Raw genomic sequence first — 16037 nt, forward strand, 5'->3', positions numbered from 1 at the left:
TCTCCCGCGGGAGTCTCGTCGTTTCCTCCGCCACCCCAACGATATCTAGTGAACGGACCTTTCCAGAAGAGGAAAGGTCTTCTCCTTAATCTGTATTAAATGCTTTTATAACAGGCTATCGTGCATCGTTACATCCTGAAAACAGGTGTAAAACCATACGTCTTAATTCCACATCAAGCAGGTATGTTTGATGTGATTTCGAGCATCTGATTTGGCCAGGTCCGGAGGGGGATGATGAAGACTCCTATTTTAAAAGCGGAAGCACCTTGCTCAGCGGCGTATGGACTGGAGTGAGCTGGCGGAGATATAGAAAACACGAAGAGCGGAGCGATTCGATGTTGCCTTATCGTACAGAAGTGAGGGAAGTCTCACTAGCCGCTAGGTGCTGGAGCTGGAGAGCACTACATGTCGTTTAGGACATGATTGACGTTTGCAACTTCCTGAAGGGTAAGAGCGGGATGAACATGATCGGTGAGACCCCGGAGAGCGTTAGCTCGAGGAGGCTCAGCACATGCCCGCGGAAAGCGAATCATCCCCCGCAGGACCTTTAAACTAATCCGATATCTCGAAACTGAGTCTTCAACAATCCGGCCCTTTTGCTTAATAAGCCCTTTTGAAAAATCCACAATTATCTTTAAAAGAACCAATAGATAAAAGACGCTTTTCATTTAGAAAAGCGCCTTTCTGAATAGATATTTACCCTTGTATATCACGGTTACGATAGCCGATAAATCCGCCAGTGGTTAAGACTGCAGCTATTATAGTGAGCAGGATAAGCACGACTGCATTTACATCTTCAATAGGAAGTTCAGGAACGTGTCCAAACGGGGTCAGATTCCCTACCCATTCATCAAATTGAAACACTCCTCCTAAATAAACCACGAAAAAGGAATAGCCAAGGTACAACCATGTGAGGCTGGTAAGTTTCGGCAGTAAGCCTGTCAAAAGAATAGCGAGCCCAATAAAGATCGCGAGTGCCGGCAGATAAACCATCGCAGCACCATAGATTGTGGCGAGTGAAGGTCCATCTTCCAGTACGGCCATAGCCGCTGCTCCAAGACCAAGGGCTGCAAGGGATAACATAACAAAACCAACCATTAAGGAGATCACCATGTAGCTTGCAAGCAGCCGATTACGTGAAACGGCTCTTGCCAAAAGATGCTCCGTGCGCCCTTTTTTCTCTTCCCCTCTCAGTTTAAAAACCGCCATGAGAGCGGGAATTGTACAGATCATAGCTATAATCGACATCAGCTTCGCAATAAACTGCTCCGTTAAAGAGCCGCCTTCCAGTCCACTGAGCAAATCTTTCATAATCTCCATATCTTCAAAAAATGTATCTAAATCACCAAAGATTGATCCATAAGAAGCTCCAATTAACAACACGCCGATAGCCCAGGCGATAATTCCCGTGCGCTGCATTCGAAGAGCAAGCCCGATCGGACTTTGCAGGGCAGTAGATGCTCTGGTTTTACCAGGTCTTGATGGTAAAAATCCGGCATCCAGGTCGCGAATGGAATTGATATACAAAGACACCACAATAAGAATAAGAGACACTCCAAGAGTCAGCAGTACCGGCCACCAGTAATTATTCACATACACTTCCGTACCTGTAACCCAGCCAAGAGGCGAGAACCAGGAAAGCGTCTCATTACTCACATCTCCAATAGCCCGAATAAAGTAAGCTGCACCGAGTGCCGCAAAAGAGAGTCCGATCGTTCCACGTGAGCTTTCGGACAACTGGGAGAAAAACGCGGTAATGGCTGCGAATATGATTCCTGTAGCTCCTAAGGCTGCTCCGTATAAGAGAGACCCCTCTAAATCGATACTTTCAATTCCTAATGCATACAATCCGGCGGCTGTCAGAAGCGCAAGCAGGATGTTTACTGCGATCACCACAATTAAAGTAGCATTCAGGTTGGCTAAGCGTCCGGCAGGCAATGATCGAATCAACTCAAGACGTCCATCCTCTTCTTCTGCCCTTGTATGACGAGCTACAAGCAGGATACTCATAATGGCTACAGTCACCGCGGTGAATAGAAGCATCTGATGGGCAAGCATAGCGCCGAACGTATAATCATCAAGTCCATAGCCTTTTCCAACCATAGCGGTCATCGCAGGATTAACCATGGTCTGAGCTATGGTCTGTCTATTTTCTTCAGTAGCGTACAATCCCGTAAAGGCCTGGGCCGTAAGCAGGGTAATTCCGGAAAGCGACAGCAGCCAAATAGGAATGCGGAAGCGGTCCTGCCGCAGTAGAAAGCGGCTGATCACCCCTGTTTTACTCGACATTTGCTTAAACATTACGCTTCACCTCCGTCTCCTGTGCCTCCGGACTCATAATGACGCATAAACAGGTCCTCTAATGTTGGCGGAGCGCTCTCAAGCTTCACAACCTCGTAGGAGCTGATATGCTTAATCACCTGGTCAAGCTTTTCGGTATCAACTTGGAACGAAAGGGCACGCTCTTTTTCTTTCACATCGTGCACGCCAGGGAAATCTTCTAAAGAAGGAATTGGCTGCTTTGTTTCAATCAGAAGATGGGTTCTCGTTAAATGACGCAGCTCTTTTAAGGATCCGGTTTCAATCATCTGTCCCTGACGAATAATACCGATCCGATCACATAGCTTTTCGACCTCAGAGAGAATGTGGCTTGATAACAGAATGCTTTTCCCTTCCTTCTTAAGCTCCGCTACACTCTCCTGGAAGACTCGTTCCATAAGCGGATCAAGCCCGGAGGTAGGTTCATCGAGAATATAAAGATCCGCCTCAGAAGCCAGAGCTGCAATCAAGGCTACCTTCTGCCGATTTCCTTTCGAATAGGTTCCACATTTTTTGGAAGGATCCAGATCGAACTTCTCGATCAGCTGATCTCTCCTGTTTGATGGATTTCCGCCCCTCAGTTTTACAAAAAGGTCAATGACTTCTCCGCCTGTTAAATTCGGCCATAGATTCACATCTCCCGGAACGTAAGCCAGGCGTTTATGAATCTCCACAGCATCTTTCCAGGCATCCATTCCGAAGATTTCAGCTTCTCCTTCTGTTGCTTTTAACATGCCGAGCAGAACACGAATGGTAGTGGATTTACCTGCTCCGTTCGGACCGATAAAACCATACACCTCTCCTTTATTCACCTCGATATTCACTCCATCAAGCGCTTTGAAATCGCCGAATTTTTTGGTGAGCAGTTTAGTACGTAGTACAGACATGATCCATCCTCCCTTTTTGTAAAAGCGTATTATTTATAAAAAGAATACTTGAGAACTTCAATATAACGATCCAGTTCCTGCAACGTTTCTTCGAGATCCATCTCATTGATACTCAAGCCTTTAAATTTGGCCTGCTGTTTGTAAGCAAACCCTTCCATCGACCAGCTGATGATTTCGATGATCTTAGAAACGTCTAGACCTTCTTTAAATTTTGACTTATCTATATCCTGGAGCATTTCACGGTAGTTATGGTTGATGAATTTTTCTTTGCGGCTGTCCAGTTCACTTTTAACCTCCCTGGAATTCTCACTCATAGCCGCATTAAGAAAGTTAAATATATGCTCATACTGATGAAAAAGCTTGATTTTTAAAGCAGCGATCTGCCGGTGCCTGCTGAAAATATCTTTATCTTCCCAATCGACTTTCTGCTGCATTTCCTTTAGAAAAAGTTCAACAAAATAGTCATACAACGTTAAATATAATTCTCTTTTATTCGTAAAGTAATGGAATAAAAGGCCTTTTGAAATTCCGGCTTGTTTAACAATATTATTAGTAGATGTGTTTTTATATCCATTTTGAGCAAATTCTTTCATAGCCGCATTTAAAATACGATCCTGTTTTTCTTGCTCCAAAGCAAGGAATTTTGGTTCCATAACACCCCTCCCATCCATTGACCAGTTCGGTCAATTACATCTTACTCCTATTGACCAAAATGGTCAACAAAATTTTTTGAATAAATTTTCCCATAACCTTCCACCTCAGGTCATCCATAATCTGGATGACCTGAGGTGGAAGGTTATTCCATTTTAAGCATCAAAAGTAATCGTATAATAGGGCTAGTTCTGGTAAAATGGAAAAATCATGGAAGAGAGGTGCAAAATTGAATGAAGAAACATTTATATAGCAGCTTATTAATTTTACTTTTACTATCGGCCTGTTCCAATGAGGATTACGACAAAGCGATGGAACAAGGCGTTCAAAATCTTGGAAATGAGGAATACCATCAAGCGGCCGTTTACTTTGAACGGGCTAAGCAGGAACAAGACGACCAGGAAGCAGCCGCTTATTATCAGCAGGCTTCTGCTATGGACGAGGCCCTTGAATCCTACAAGCAGAAAGATTTTGAGCAGGCTTTAACGTCTTTAAAGAAGGTAATGGACGTGAATCAAGGGTTAGAAACGGTTCAAAAAGATGCGGAAAAAATGAAAAAAAAGATCCAGACGGAAATGGAACTAACGGCTTCTTTTGAAAATAACATCATTGAGCTGGAACAAGATATTGAGGAAGGCAACGAGGACAATGCTGAAGAAACTTATGAGAAGCTGAAAAGTAAACTGAAGCAGCATCCTTCCCTTGAAAGTTATCAGCCGCAGCTAAACCAATTACATAAAGAGCTTGAGAATCTTCTAAAAGATAAGAAAGAGTCCCAAACGGCTAAGGAGTCTGAGCAAACGACTGCCGAATCCGATGAGACTTCTAAGAAGTCTGTCTCCGAATCAGCACCAGAGGATGATAAAGATCCGAATCAAGAAACTTCCACGGATCAGGAAGATGAGACAGAAAAACCAGAGAAGTCTGATGAGGAAAACAACGAAGCTGAATCTTCCAATGAAGAAGAAACCAAAAAAAATCAGGATAAAGAACCAGAAATGACTTATACCTCTTATAGCAATGAGCGCTTTGGTTTCTCATTTGAATACCCTGATTTCTTAACGATGGCTCCACCTCCTACAAATGGAGATGGTGTAGAACTCTATAGTAATGATGGTTTCGAGTTGACCGCTTATGGCACTCACACCATGGACCCCTCCAAAGATATCGACGATTACTATAATCAGGCTACTGCTGAAATTCAAAATATCGCTTATCAGAAAAAGACAGATGACTGGTTTGTATTATCTTATAAATCGAACGACATAGTAACTTACTCTAAGTTCTATCTCGGTGAAAGCCAACTTAATAGCCTTACGATCACCTATCCTGATAGCCAAAAAGAAAAATACGATCCCATTACTGCACGGATCTCCAAAAGTTTCAGCGCAAATCCAAAATAAGTAAACTATCCAAAAAAACCCACCTCAGGTCATCCAGAATCTGGATGACCTGAGGTGGAAGTTTATGCGTTATTTCTTTCCCATCCTACTACGTCTTTCAGGGAGCTTTGGCCGTTTTGATGTTTGTGTTTAATCACGGAAAAGGTTCCATCCGTCTCAAGTACAACAGCTGCCGCTTCTTCTACGGATGCCAGCCCACCAGCTCTAATCGCCTGCCTCACTTCATCTTTGTTCACGCGCTCTTTCTTTAGGGCCTTCTCCATATACTGCCCTTGATAAAGAAGCAGCTTAGGTTCTCCTTTAATGAGGGAAGTAAAACCTTCGGACCGGACTTCAAGCCATGTTACGGCAAATTGAAGTACAATCAGCATGCCCAGTCCAGTAAGCCCCTCTACAATCGTCATTTTGTTCGATAACATGACGGAGGCGACCACTGAGCCAATCGCTACCGTAATGACCATATCGAACATATTCATTTTCGATAAAGTCCGTTTCCCTGAAATTCTCAGCATAAAAATTAACGCTGGATAGACGGTGAGCGCCATGATGATGATTCGTATTACACCGCTCCACCCATTAAATAACATAAAATCCCCTCTCTCTTTTTTGACCAATATCCTCCGAATTCCACAAAAAACCAGCAGAAAAACTTTTAGCGCATAAAAAAGGAGCCTCTGCGATCGTCAGAGACTCCTTCCCCCATTATTGTTCTGCCATCATTTTATAATATTTGTATAGCGCCTGTGTTCCATCATTGCTGCCGCCTGCTTTACTCAGTTCGTCATAAAGCGACTTCGCAAGCTTAAGGCCGGGAACCGGCAGTTCCATCTGATCCGCTGACTGAATGGCAATTTCCATATCTTTAATAAAATGTTTCACGTAAAAGCCGGGGTCAAAATTATCGTCAATCATTCGCGGTCCCAGGTTGGACAGCGACCAGCTCCCCGCTGCTCCGAACTCAATCGACTGCAGCACCGTTTTCGGGTCTAATCCGGCTGTTTCAGCATACGTAATGGCTTCGACCACGCCCATCATATTGGAAGCAATGGCAATTTGGTTGCACATTTTCGTATGCTGTCCGGCTCCTGCAGGGCCTTGAAGCACCACATTCTCTCCCATCACTTGAAAGACAGGAAGCAATTTTTCAAAATGTTCAGCTTCTCCACCCGCCATAATCGTTAGTTTTCCCTGTTTGGCCCCCGTGTCTCCCCCAGAAACCGGAGCGTCATACGCGTGAAGACCACGCTCTTTTGCTTTTTCGTATATCTCTTCGGCCAGCTGTGGAGAAGAGGTCGTCATGTCGACTAAGTACGAGCCTTCTTTTGCATTATGTATAATTCCATCGTTACCAAAGTACACTTCTTTCACATCACTTGGATAGCCCACCATCGTAATCATGATATCTGCTTCTTTCGCAAGCTCCGCTGGATTTTCCTGCCACTCTGCTCCTTCGTTTAACAATTCTTCAGCTTTCTCTTTCGTCCGTGTAAACATCTGTACAGGGAAACCTGCCTTCATTAAATTGCGGACCATACTTTTCCCCATCACGCCTGTTCCAATAAAGCCAATCACTGGTTTCGACATATCATTTCATTCCCTTCTATTTGTTGTTAAATTGAGTATATCAACTATGACTTTGGAAAGACAGAATATGGATTTATTAAAAAGGACGATTCCTGCATAAGAAATCGCCCTTTTTATTTCTTATTTAATTAACTTAAGCAGTTCTTCATTAAACTTCTCTTTCTGGTCGTAAATCAAACCATGACCACTGTTTTCAAAGGAAACAAGCGTCGCTTGATCGATCCCTTTCTCTAATTGTTTAGAAAATTGATAGTCACAGATTTCGTCATTGGTTCCGTGCAGCAGCAGCGTAGGAACGTTAATAGAGCTTAGTTCATCGCGAAGATCTTCATCACGAAGCGATTCAGCACTTGCAATGGTACCATAGGAAGAAGCTTCTAGAGCCAGGCCAAGGAACCATTCTTTAAGCGGTTCTGAGATTTGGGAATAATAGAAATTACTGCCGAATTCAGTTAAGGCAGCAGTACGATCATAGAGAATCGCCTCAATAAGGCCGGAAACCTCTTCTTTATTCATTCCATATGGATAACCGTCACGCTGGGTGAAGCTTGGGGCAGCTGCGCCAGCCAGAATTAATTGAGCTAATTCGTTATTCGCATACTTCGTTGCGTAGCGGATACTGATCGGACCGCCCATGGAGAATCCTAGCAGGAAAAAGTTCTCAAGTTTCAATTCCTCAACCACCACTTTGATATCATGAGCGAATGTATTATAGTCATAGCCAAAGGCTGGTTTATCAGACTGGCCATACCCTCTCAAATCTATGCCGATGAAGCGGTAGCCTTGTTGTGGCAGCATATTCATCTGGTATTCAAACATTTTGTGGTTCAATGGCCAGCCGTGGATAAAAACAATCGGCTGTCCTTCGCCAATATCTTCTACAAATACATTAACATCCTGTTCTACTTGTATAAATTTACCCATTTTATTCCACTCCTTTTCAAATTCACAGATATGTTCCCATCGAAGGAACCGTTCAAACACCTATCCCGGGCTTCATCAGCCAATTCAACTCCTTACATACCTATAGCCTCTGTAAAAGTCATGGATGACTTTATCGAAGACTTATTACACAATAGGGCCGTTTAGTTGAAGACTCAGTTTCGAGATATCTTTGGTCCGTTGCTAATATAGAGAGGGGCTGACTACGGAAACAACTCGCTTTCCTGCGGGGGAACTGGCAAGCCTCCTCGCTCGTTTCACTCCCTGTGGGGTCTCGCCTAGCTCCTTCTCCCGCGGGAGTCTCGTCGTTTCCTCCGCCATCCTATGTTTGAGGAGTGAACGGACCCTTCTATAAGAGAGGTAATCGTTCTGGATCAGCCTTAACCCCTTATATATCAGGGGTTGTACACTTAAATAAGTTAGATACTCTTTTGCTCTCCCGTTAATTTTAGTAGGCATTTTTGGTGGATTTCGAGTTTCGTATTCGGCTAGGTCCGGAGGGGGACGATGGAGACTCCTGTGGGATGAACATGATCGGTGAGATCCCGCAGGGCTGTTAAGCCCGAGGAAGCTCAGCACATATAAGAAGTTCGACTAAGATCACCACGTCCTGTGGCAACGTCGAACGACCCTGCGTCGTGCAGGGCCGGAAAGCGAAATCATCCCCCGAAGGACTGTCCTCTCAGCCTAAATATCTCGAAACTGAGTCTTACAGAAAAGGGAGCTTTACTGTAAGATCAACATATAACAAAATATAGTTATAATATCAGGCCGATCTACCCATACTAGATACGAATAAAAATTCTCTAAGATGGGATGGAGTCATATGAACGGAAAATACGTAATTTATCACCAGGTAACCGGCGGCGTTATTAAAAAAGCAACTATCTACGCGCCTCATCGGGAAACCGCTAAAAAAACCTATTTAGCTAAAAACCCTAAAGCGAAAATCACTCACGTGTTCACGGTCTAATTTCATTTTTCCGATAAAAAACAATCAAGCTGGCTCACTCAGGAACCAGCTTGATTGCTATGCACGTTACATTATATATTAAGAATGAAAATCGAGACCAGACTGCACTTCCTCAATGTAACCGGCGCGAATGACATAATCTCCGAAATGCTCATTCTCCTGCCGCTCTTTCGCGTATTCGAACAGCATCGGCTTGATCGTGCCTAAAATCTCTTCTTCGCCAATGTTTTCCTTGTACAGCTTATTCAGGCGATTTCCTGTGAAACCTCCGCCTAAATACATATTATATTTGCCAGGTCCTTTTCCAATAAAACCGATCTCACTGAGCGCCGGTCGTGAACAGCCGTTAGGGCAGCCGCTCATCCGGATCACAATTTCTTCATCCTGAAGACCCGCTTCATCAATCACGTCATCCATCTTATCAATTAAGGATGGCAGGTAGCGTTCTGATTCTGCCATCGCAAGACCGCACGTTGGAAAAGCGACACATGCCATGGAGTTTCTTCGTAGCGCTGAGTTGTAGCGGCCGTCCGTCAGGCCGTACTGCTCCACCAGCTCATCAATTTCCTGCTTTTTCTCTTCTTCGACCCGGGCAATAATCACATTCTGGTTCGGAGTGAGACGGAATTCTCCATCATGAACTTTCGCAATTTCGCGAAGGCCCGTCATAACCTGGTTGTCCTCGGAGTCCTTGATCCGGCCGTTCTGGATAAATAACGTCAGATGCCACAGACCATCGCCTTCAACCCAGCCGTAGCGATCGCCGTTATGGTCGAACGTATAAGAACGCTCTTCTTCAAGCTCCCAGCCGAGGCGGTCATGAAGCTCGTTTCTGATCCAGTCGAGACCATGACGGTCCACGGTGTATTTAAACCTGGCATTCTTTCTCTCAGAACGGTTGCCGTAGTCACGCTGAATCGTTAATATTTTCTCTGCCACATCGACGATTTGTTCAGGCTCGCAGAAACCGATCACACGGGACACTTGTGGATATGTGTTGGTGTCGCCGTGGGTCATACCCATACCGCCGCCAACGGCTACGTTAAAGCCTTTCAGTTCATTGTTTTCCACGATAGCAATAAAGCCAAGATCCTGAGAATAGACGTCAATGTCATTGGAAGGCGGCACCGCGATCCCGATCTTGAATTTACGGGGCAGATAAAGCGATCCGTAAATCGGTTCGACCTCGTATTCATCCTTGCTGTCTTCCACTTTTTCGCCATCCAGCCAAATTTCATGATACGCCTGCGTGCGCGGCAGCAAGTGCTCACTTACTTTTTTTGACCATTCAAATATTTCGCCATGAATATCCGATTGATACGGATTCGCATTACACATTACATTTCGGTTTACATCGCCGCAGGCAGCAATCGTATCCATTAGAGAATCGTTGATCATTTGAATCTGCTTTTTCATATTCCATTTCAATACGCCGTGTGTCTGAAACGTCTGCCGAGTCGTCAGCTTCAGCGTATGATTGCCATACGTATTGGCAATCTCATCCATCACCAGCCACTGATCCGGAGTTGCCACTCCACCCGGCAAGCGAACCCGCGTCATAAATTGATAAGCAGGCTCAAGCTTCTGCTGCTTTCGCTCCTGCCGCAGATCGCGATCGTCCTGCATATAACTGCCATGGAACTTCATAAGTTTGGTATCTGATTCCGGAACACTCCCCGTAATCGGATCCTGCAGACTCTCCGCGAGCGATCCTCTTAAATACCGGCTCTCATTCTTAATGTCTTCCATTTCACTAGGAGGACCATGCTGCTGGCTGTCTCTTTCTTTACTCATCCAATCGCTCCTTTCTCTTCCCCTTTAATAAACATCGCGCTGGTAACGTTTTTCTTTTCTTAAATTATCGATATACGATTCCGCATCTTCACGGGACATATTTCCTTCTTTTTCAGCAATCGTGATTAAAGCTTCATGAACGTCTTTCGCCATGTACTTTTCATCACCGCAGACATATACATAGGTCCCGTCCTGCAGCCATTGATAGACTTCAGCGCTTTTCTCAAGCAGGCGGTGCTGAACATATACTTTTTCTTCGTTATCACGTGAAAAAGCCACATCCATATTGGTAAGTACGCCTTCTTTCAACCAGCGCTGCCACTCAACCTGGTACAGAAAGTCTGAGACAAAATGCTGTTCGCCGAAGAACAGCCAGTTCTTGCCGGGTGCTTCCGTTTCTTCCCGTTCTTCAAGGAAAGACCGGTACGGAGCAACCCCTGTACCGGCTCCAATCATAAGCACCGGCGCCTCAGGATTTTCCGGCAATTTGAAATTCGGATTTTTTTGAACAAAAACAGACAGCTGGTCTCCATGATTCGCGCGCTCAGCACATTGAATGGAGCAAACACCTAAACGCTGCCGACCGTGGGCCTCATATCGCAGAGCACCAATGGTCAGATGAACTTCATCTGGATTGGCGGCCTGGCTGCTTGCAATCGAATATAGACGGACAGGAATTTTTCTAAGGATACCGATGAAGTCATGCACAGTCCCTTTCCACGGACCAAAATCCTGCACGAAATCAAGTAGATCCCGCCCGTAAATATAGGCTTTCCACTGCTCAGAGTCCTCAAGGAGCTCCGTCAATTGTTCGTTATCCGTCAGCGTCTGCGCTTTTTCAAGCAATGGCTTCGTTAGACAAGTCGTTTCGTAGGTTGACAAAAGCGCCTCTCTGACGGAACGAATTTCTCCATCTTTATTAATCGGAACGGATTCCTCTGGATTCCATCCCATCTCTTTAATCAGTTGATCGACGAGCGATTCATCATTTTCCGGGAAAATCGCCAGGCTGTCTCCGGGTTCATAGGATAGATTCGACCCCTCGAGATCCAGCTCCAGATGGCGGGTTTCTTTATTGGACCCGCGTCCATTTAAATTAATGTTTTCCAGAATCTCTGCGTGAAAAGGGTGGGCTCGGGAATAAACCGGCGTATCATCCGCTTGAACCGTCTGGGTATTGCCAGATGGTGTCTGGCTGCCGCCTGCAGACTTCTGCTCATTTAAAAGAGCGAGTACGCCATCAAACCATTCACCGGCCGGTTCCTCAAAGTCTAGATCACAGTCGACTCTAGGATAGATCCGCTCTGCTCCGAGCTCCTCAAGCTTCTGATCAATATCTTTGCCTGTCTGACAGAAGAATTCATACGAACTGTCCCCTAAGGAAAGGACAGAGAATCGCACACCATCCAATTTCGGAGCACGTTTGCTGAATAGAAAATCGTAGAAAGAAAGGGCATTATCCGGCGGATCCCCATCTCCGTGTGTGCTCGTAAGCACCAGCAGGTCTTCCACTTTCTTTAAGGCTTTCGGTTTAAAATCATCCATAGATGAAACCGTGACTTGATAATCCTGCTCTTTCAACTTAGCTGCATATTCATCAGCTAAGGCCTGGCAATTGCCAGTATGAGATCCGAATAAAATGGTAATCTCTCTTGTCGCTTCCACTGTTGTTTCTTGTGTCTGCCCGCCCGTTTCCGGGACTTGGGCGGCCGTATCAGCTTCTGTTGCTGCACTGGATAAATAACCGCTCAGCCATATCTTCTGCTTTTCATTTAACGTCGGCAGTAAACGGTTTAACAGATCGGCTTGATCCTGATTAAATGGGCTGTTCATAACCTCTAATGGCAAAAAAACCACCTCCTGTAAAAATCGATTAATAACTTTTGGTCAGCTGTTTAAAGTATTGATTCAGTTTAACTACCATGGCACCCATTTTCTGATTTTCCGGCTGGAGAACTTCAGTAATTCCCTGATCTTCCAGCTCTTTCGCTGTTACTTTTCCAACCGCAACCGCCAGTACCTGGTCATTAAACTTGCGAATTAAGGTTTCCTGATCTTCGGTATCCTCAAATAAATTTTTCACTTGCGTTTTACTTGTAAATACAACCGCTTCGACAGATTGGTCAAAAATCTCCATTTTTAATTCCTGAAGATGGGCTGTTTTCGGTTTTTCAAAGGAGTAAGGCTGAGAGAGATAAACCTCATGCCCCATCTCTTCCAGGGTCGATTTCCACTTCGCATCGTCAAGGTTATAGGCTTGAAGAAATACGCTTCCTCGTTCCGGCGCCGCTCTCAATTCCTTCATCAGTTCAGCCATCGTCCCATCAGCAGCCAGTAGTTCGGGCTTAAGTTGATGTTCTTTCATCCAGTCCGTCGTCTTCTTGCCACGTATGGCCAGTCGGCTGGTTCTTAATTTTTCTATAAAATCCTCATGCACCTCGTTCTTAAGAGCCGAGTCGGCAAGCGTTCTGGCTCCGATTCCTGTCGTTAAGATCACCCAATCAAATGAACCGGCGATCAAATCGCGGACGTTTCCAGCGCTTGTGGATTCATCCAGGTTCATTTTTCCCTGAATAGAATACACCACTGGTTCTCCGCCGAAATTCCGGATCAGTGTTCCGATTTCTTCCGCTCTTCGATCAGCGGCTACGGCCACCCGCTTTCCTTGCAGTTCACTCATCGTCATCCCCTCCTTCCGTTTTGTGCTTAAGCCATTCCAGCATTATGTGCTGCTTCGCTTCCTCCCTATAATCCTCCTCGACGAGCTGTTTAAGGGTTTCCTGTTTCTCTTCACTCGAAAGACGGGATCGTTTAATGTACAGGCGGCATGTATATAAGAAGTCAACGTAGTCCTCATAAGTATGATCGTACTTCTGTTCGAGTTCCTCTTTCATTCGTGAGGCAAGCTTGGGACTTGCTCCTCCCGTCGAAACTGCGATCGACAGTCTGCCGCGTTTAATATGACCCGGAAACTGAAGGTTGCCTCGTTCCGCCTCGCCTGTGACATTTACGAGCGGAACCCTGGAGGAAGACTGCCATACCTGTTCATTCACCAGTTCGTTATTGGTCGCAATCACCACTATGTAAGCACCTTTAATATCCTTTGGCTGGAAGAGCTTTTTCTTCCATGCCACTACGGAGTCCTCTGCCATGACACTCAGTTCAGAAGTTAAGTGAGGGCTCACAACGGTAACCTGCGCCCCGCTTTCAATTAATGTACGGGCTCGTTTACAAGCCACCTTTCCCCCTCCAATAATGACGGCCCTGCGATTTTCCAGCTGGACCATCAGCGGTGCGAATGCCATACCCTCAACTCCTTTCTTTAGGACAGGACCGGAAACGATTCCTTGTTCTGTAATGCTTCCTTCACCCGGTCTGCGAGCGCCTCTACTATTCCAGGGTGATCCTGTAAATAGTGAGTCATTTCGATCGAATGACCTGCAGCCTTAAGCTCATCGATTCTCTCCTGCATAGAACGGATCAACAGTCCCGTAAACCATAAATAGGGAACGACAATCGCCCCTTCCCCTGCTCGGCTTAGAGAAGTCTCCAGCCCTTCTTCAAACGTGGGACCACATGCAGCCAAATAGCAGACGTCGACGTTTGAAACATTGGTTTTACTTTTCAGTTTGTTTGCAATGGATTCAATATCACGCTTCGTTTCCGGCTTGCGGCTGCCTCTGCCCACTAAAAGAAGATTCAATGGAGAATTTTGTAATGTTGTGGTGGATTCAATACGGTCAACCAGGACATCAACCAGCCGGTCCTGTACGCCGAGCGGTTTCCCATACGTAAAGGTGACGGAAGGAAAGCGCTCCTGCATATGCTTGATTTCTTCTGGAAGATCCTTATAGTAATGACCCGCTGACAGAAGAAGCACAGGAACGACAGCAATTTCAGAAGCCCCGTTTTGAACCAGTTCCTCTACTCCATCCGCGACATTAGGAGAAGCAATCTCCAGGTAACAGATTTTGTATAAGGGAACGTTCACATGGGCCTGCGCTTTCTCGATACAGGCGACCGCTTCGCTTCTTGTTTCTTCGACTCGACTTCCATGACTTACGTATAATACGGCCTGCATATTTTTCCTCCTCTTTAGCCCACTACTTGATGAAATGGATTCTCTTCCTGTTGTGGAAGGGATTCAAACCACTGCAGTGAATCCCGAAGCTTCACCACTTCCCCCACGACGATCATGGATGGATTGGCTATATCTTTTGCTTTTTCTACGATTGTGGAAACCGTTCCTGTCACCGTCTGTTGGTGTTCCGTTGTTCCCCATTGCACGAGCGCAATCGGTGTATCAGCCGAACGTCCATGACGGATCAGCCTTTCACAAATGTCAGGCAGTTTCTTTACCCCCATGTATATGCACAAGGTATCCATGCTTTTCACAACGCTCTCCCAGTAGGCTTCTTCGTCGATTCCAAGTTTACTGACCCCTGAGATAAAAGCGACAGACGAACTGAAATCACGGTGGGTGACCGGGATGCCTGCATAAGCTGGAGCAGCAATTCCAGAAGTGATGCCCGGAACAATTTCGTATGGAATCCCTCGTTTGGATAGGGCCTCCGCCTCTTCTCCACCCCGTCCGAAGACGAAAGGGTCGCCGCCTTTCAGACGAGTGACGGTTTTTCCTTGAAGCGCAAATTTGCATAACAGACCGTTAATGCTCGATTGACTGAGGGAGTGGTTGTTCGGGCTTTTTCCACAATACACAAGTTCGGTTCGCTCTCCTGCTTCATCTAAAAGCTCCTGATTGACAAGACGGTCGTAAAGGATCACGTCTGCTTGCTGAATGGCCTTTAACCCTTTGACGGTAATTAAATCCACATCTCCTGGTCCTGCACCAACGATAAATACTTTGCTCATCCTTTGACCCACCCCTTTTCGATTAAGAAAGCAACCAGCCGGTCCGCACATGCCTGCTCATCCAGACTGCCGGATTCTAATCTGAGCTCAGGGGAAGCGGGTGCTTCATAAGGAGCATCTACACCGGTAAAGCCTTTGATTTCCCCTTTTCTTGCTTTCTTGTACAAGCCTTTTGGATCGCGCTTCTCACACTCTTCTACAGGACAATCCACGTGGACTTCCAGAAATTCGTCTTTGTTAAATAACTTTCTTACCTGATCGCGGTCCTCCTGATAGGGAGAGATAAAAGCCGTCAGAACGATCGATCCGCTGTCAGCAAAGAGCTTCGCGACCTCGCCGATCCGGCGGATATTTTCTTTTCGGTCCTCTGCTGAAAAACCAAGATCGCTATTCAACCCCTGCCGAATGTTATCCCCATCCAGTAAGTATGTTTGCAGCCCTTTCTGGAACAACTGCTTATTGACTAAATTCGCAATGGTTGATTTCCCGGATCCAGATAAACCGGTCAGCCAGATCACTCCGCTATGGTGTCCGTTCTTTTTTCGATAATCGTTTACATTTACTGCAGCATCATGCCACGTGAGATTGGATCCCATATCCATCATCCTTTCC

General features: G+C 45.6%; 15 protein-coding genes. 2 read left to right on the forward strand and 13 right to left on the reverse strand.

Features of this window, described 5'->3' with window-relative positions:
• Positions 1–696: 696 nt before the first annotated feature.
• From ACTWP7_RS07195 to ACTWP7_RS07205, 3 genes are read right to left on the reverse strand one after another with little or no spacing between them, the layout of a single operon-like run.
• Positions 697–2301, reverse strand: coding sequence for an ABC transporter permease (locus ACTWP7_RS07195; protein WP_443122595.1), 1605 nt, complete (start codon positions 2299–2301; stop codon positions 697–699).
• Entirely contained in the window at positions 2301–3206 is a 906-nt protein-coding gene (locus ACTWP7_RS07200; protein ID WP_443122596.1) for an ABC transporter ATP-binding protein, read from the reverse strand. The genes ACTWP7_RS07195 and ACTWP7_RS07200 overlap by 1 nt, the downstream gene beginning before the upstream one ends.
• A 29-nt stretch (positions 3207–3235) precedes the next feature.
• Entirely contained in the window at positions 3236–3859 is a 624-nt protein-coding gene (locus ACTWP7_RS07205) for a TetR/AcrR family transcriptional regulator (RefSeq protein ID WP_443122597.1), read from the reverse strand.
• 231 nt (positions 3860–4090) lie between these two features.
• Between ACTWP7_RS07205 and ACTWP7_RS07210 the strand changes: the two genes are divergently transcribed.
• The gene (locus ACTWP7_RS07210; RefSeq protein WP_443122598.1) at positions 4091–5260 is read left to right on the forward strand and encodes a hypothetical protein; all 1170 of its coding nucleotides are present in this window, start codon (positions 4091–4093) and stop codon (positions 5258–5260) included.
• Positions 5261–5322: 62 nt separating this feature from the next.
• On the opposite strand, the gene ACTWP7_RS07215 is transcribed toward ACTWP7_RS07210, so the two are convergent.
• The 3 genes from ACTWP7_RS07215 to ACTWP7_RS07225 all read right to left on the reverse strand — a co-directional run bounded on the left by ACTWP7_RS07215 (position 5323) and on the right by ACTWP7_RS07225 (position 7768).
• The gene (locus tag ACTWP7_RS07215) at positions 5323–5847 is read right to left on the reverse strand and encodes a DUF421 domain-containing protein (RefSeq protein WP_443122599.1); all 525 of its coding nucleotides are present in this window, start codon (positions 5845–5847) and stop codon (positions 5323–5325) included.
• A 115-nt stretch (positions 5848–5962) separates the two neighbouring features.
• Entirely contained in the window at positions 5963–6844 is an 882-nt protein-coding gene (locus ACTWP7_RS07220) for an NAD(P)-dependent oxidoreductase (protein ID WP_443122600.1), read from the reverse strand.
• Between the two features lie 120 nt (positions 6845–6964).
• Positions 6965–7768, reverse strand: coding sequence for an alpha/beta fold hydrolase (locus ACTWP7_RS07225; RefSeq protein ID WP_443122601.1), 804 nt, complete (start codon positions 7766–7768; stop codon positions 6965–6967).
• Between the two features lie 844 nt (positions 7769–8612).
• Between ACTWP7_RS07225 and ACTWP7_RS07230 the strand changes: the two genes are divergently transcribed.
• The gene (locus tag ACTWP7_RS07230; RefSeq protein ID WP_158512365.1) at positions 8613–8759 is read left to right on the forward strand and encodes a hypothetical protein; all 147 of its coding nucleotides are present in this window, start codon (positions 8613–8615) and stop codon (positions 8757–8759) included.
• Between the two features lie 78 nt (positions 8760–8837).
• On the opposite strand, the gene cysI is transcribed toward ACTWP7_RS07230, so the two are convergent.
• Genes cysI through cysC form a run of 7 tightly spaced genes read right to left on the reverse strand, consistent with a single transcriptional unit; the run spans position 8838 to position 16021 of the window.
• Entirely contained in the window at positions 8838–10553 is a 1716-nt protein-coding gene (gene cysI, locus ACTWP7_RS07235; protein WP_443122602.1) for an assimilatory sulfite reductase (NADPH) hemoprotein subunit, read from the reverse strand.
• A gap of 24 nt (positions 10554–10577) precedes the next feature.
• A complete protein-coding gene (locus ACTWP7_RS07240) occupies positions 10578–12401 on the reverse strand; it encodes an assimilatory sulfite reductase (NADPH) flavoprotein subunit (RefSeq protein ID WP_443122603.1) in 1824 nt (607 codons plus the stop codon).
• Between the two features lie 25 nt (positions 12402–12426).
• Entirely contained in the window at positions 12427–13233 is an 807-nt protein-coding gene (locus ACTWP7_RS07245) for a uroporphyrinogen-III synthase (protein ID WP_443122604.1), read from the reverse strand.
• Positions 13226–13858: an NAD(P)-binding protein gene (locus tag ACTWP7_RS07250; RefSeq protein WP_443122605.1), complete on the reverse strand. Its 633-nt coding sequence runs from the start codon at positions 13856–13858 to the stop codon at positions 13226–13228. Before ACTWP7_RS07250 ends, ACTWP7_RS07245 begins: the two co-directional genes overlap by 8 nt.
• Positions 13859–13875: 17 nt before the next feature.
• Positions 13876–14697 (reverse strand): sirohydrochlorin chelatase, encoded by an 822-nt coding sequence (locus ACTWP7_RS07255; RefSeq protein ID WP_443122719.1) that lies wholly within the window; start codon positions 14695–14697, stop codon positions 13876–13878.
• Entirely contained in the window at positions 14649–15425 is a 777-nt protein-coding gene (gene cobA / locus ACTWP7_RS07260) for a uroporphyrinogen-III C-methyltransferase (RefSeq protein WP_014642922.1), read from the reverse strand. The genes ACTWP7_RS07255 and cobA overlap by 49 nt, the downstream gene beginning before the upstream one ends.
• Positions 15422–16021: an adenylyl-sulfate kinase gene (gene cysC / locus ACTWP7_RS07265; protein WP_443122606.1), complete on the reverse strand. Its 600-nt coding sequence runs from the start codon at positions 16019–16021 to the stop codon at positions 15422–15424. Before cysC ends, cobA begins: the two co-directional genes overlap by 4 nt.
• Between the last annotated feature and the right edge of the window lie 16 nt (positions 16022–16037).

The sequence above is a fragment of the Halobacillus sp. B29 genome (assembly GCF_052246755.1).
Classification (GTDB): Bacteria; Bacillota; Bacilli; order Bacillales; family Halobacillaceae; genus Halobacillus; species Halobacillus halophilus.

Bases quoted from the DNA above. Each gene is read 5' to 3' on its own strand.
- ACTWP7_RS07195 (WP_443122595.1), bottom strand. From the start codon at position 2,301: ATGTTTAAGCAAATGTCGAGTAAAACAGGGGTGATCAGCCGCTTTCTA.
- ACTWP7_RS07200 (WP_443122596.1), bottom strand. From the start codon at position 3,206: ATGTCTGTACTACGTACTAAACTGCTCACCAAAAAATTCGGCGATTTC.
- ACTWP7_RS07205 (WP_443122597.1), bottom strand. From the start codon at position 3,859: ATGGAACCAAAATTCCTTGCTTTGGAGCAAGAAAAACAGGATCGTATT.
- ACTWP7_RS07210 (WP_443122598.1), top strand. From the start codon at position 4,091: ATGAAGAAACATTTATATAGCAGCTTATTAATTTTACTTTTACTATCG.
- ACTWP7_RS07215 (WP_443122599.1), bottom strand. From the start codon at position 5,847: ATGTTATTTAATGGGTGGAGCGGTGTAATACGAATCATCATCATGGCG.
- ACTWP7_RS07220 (WP_443122600.1), bottom strand. From the start codon at position 6,844: ATGTCGAAACCAGTGATTGGCTTTATTGGAACAGGCGTGATGGGGAAA.
- ACTWP7_RS07225 (WP_443122601.1), bottom strand. From the start codon at position 7,768: ATGGGTAAATTTATACAAGTAGAACAGGATGTTAATGTATTTGTAGAA.
- ACTWP7_RS07230 (WP_158512365.1), top strand. From the start codon at position 8,613: ATGAACGGAAAATACGTAATTTATCACCAGGTAACCGGCGGCGTTATT.
- cysI (WP_443122602.1), bottom strand. From the start codon at position 10,553: ATGAGTAAAGAAAGAGACAGCCAGCAGCATGGTCCTCCTAGTGAAATG.
- ACTWP7_RS07245 (WP_443122604.1), bottom strand. From the start codon at position 13,233: ATGAGTGAACTGCAAGGAAAGCGGGTGGCCGTAGCCGCTGATCGAAGA.
- ACTWP7_RS07250 (WP_443122605.1), bottom strand. From the start codon at position 13,858: ATGGCATTCGCACCGCTGATGGTCCAGCTGGAAAATCGCAGGGCCGTC.
- cobA (WP_014642922.1), bottom strand. From the start codon at position 15,425: ATGAGCAAAGTATTTATCGTTGGTGCAGGACCAGGAGATGTGGATTTA.
- cysC (WP_443122606.1), bottom strand. From the start codon at position 16,021: ATGGGATCCAATCTCACGTGGCATGATGCTGCAGTAAATGTAAACGAT.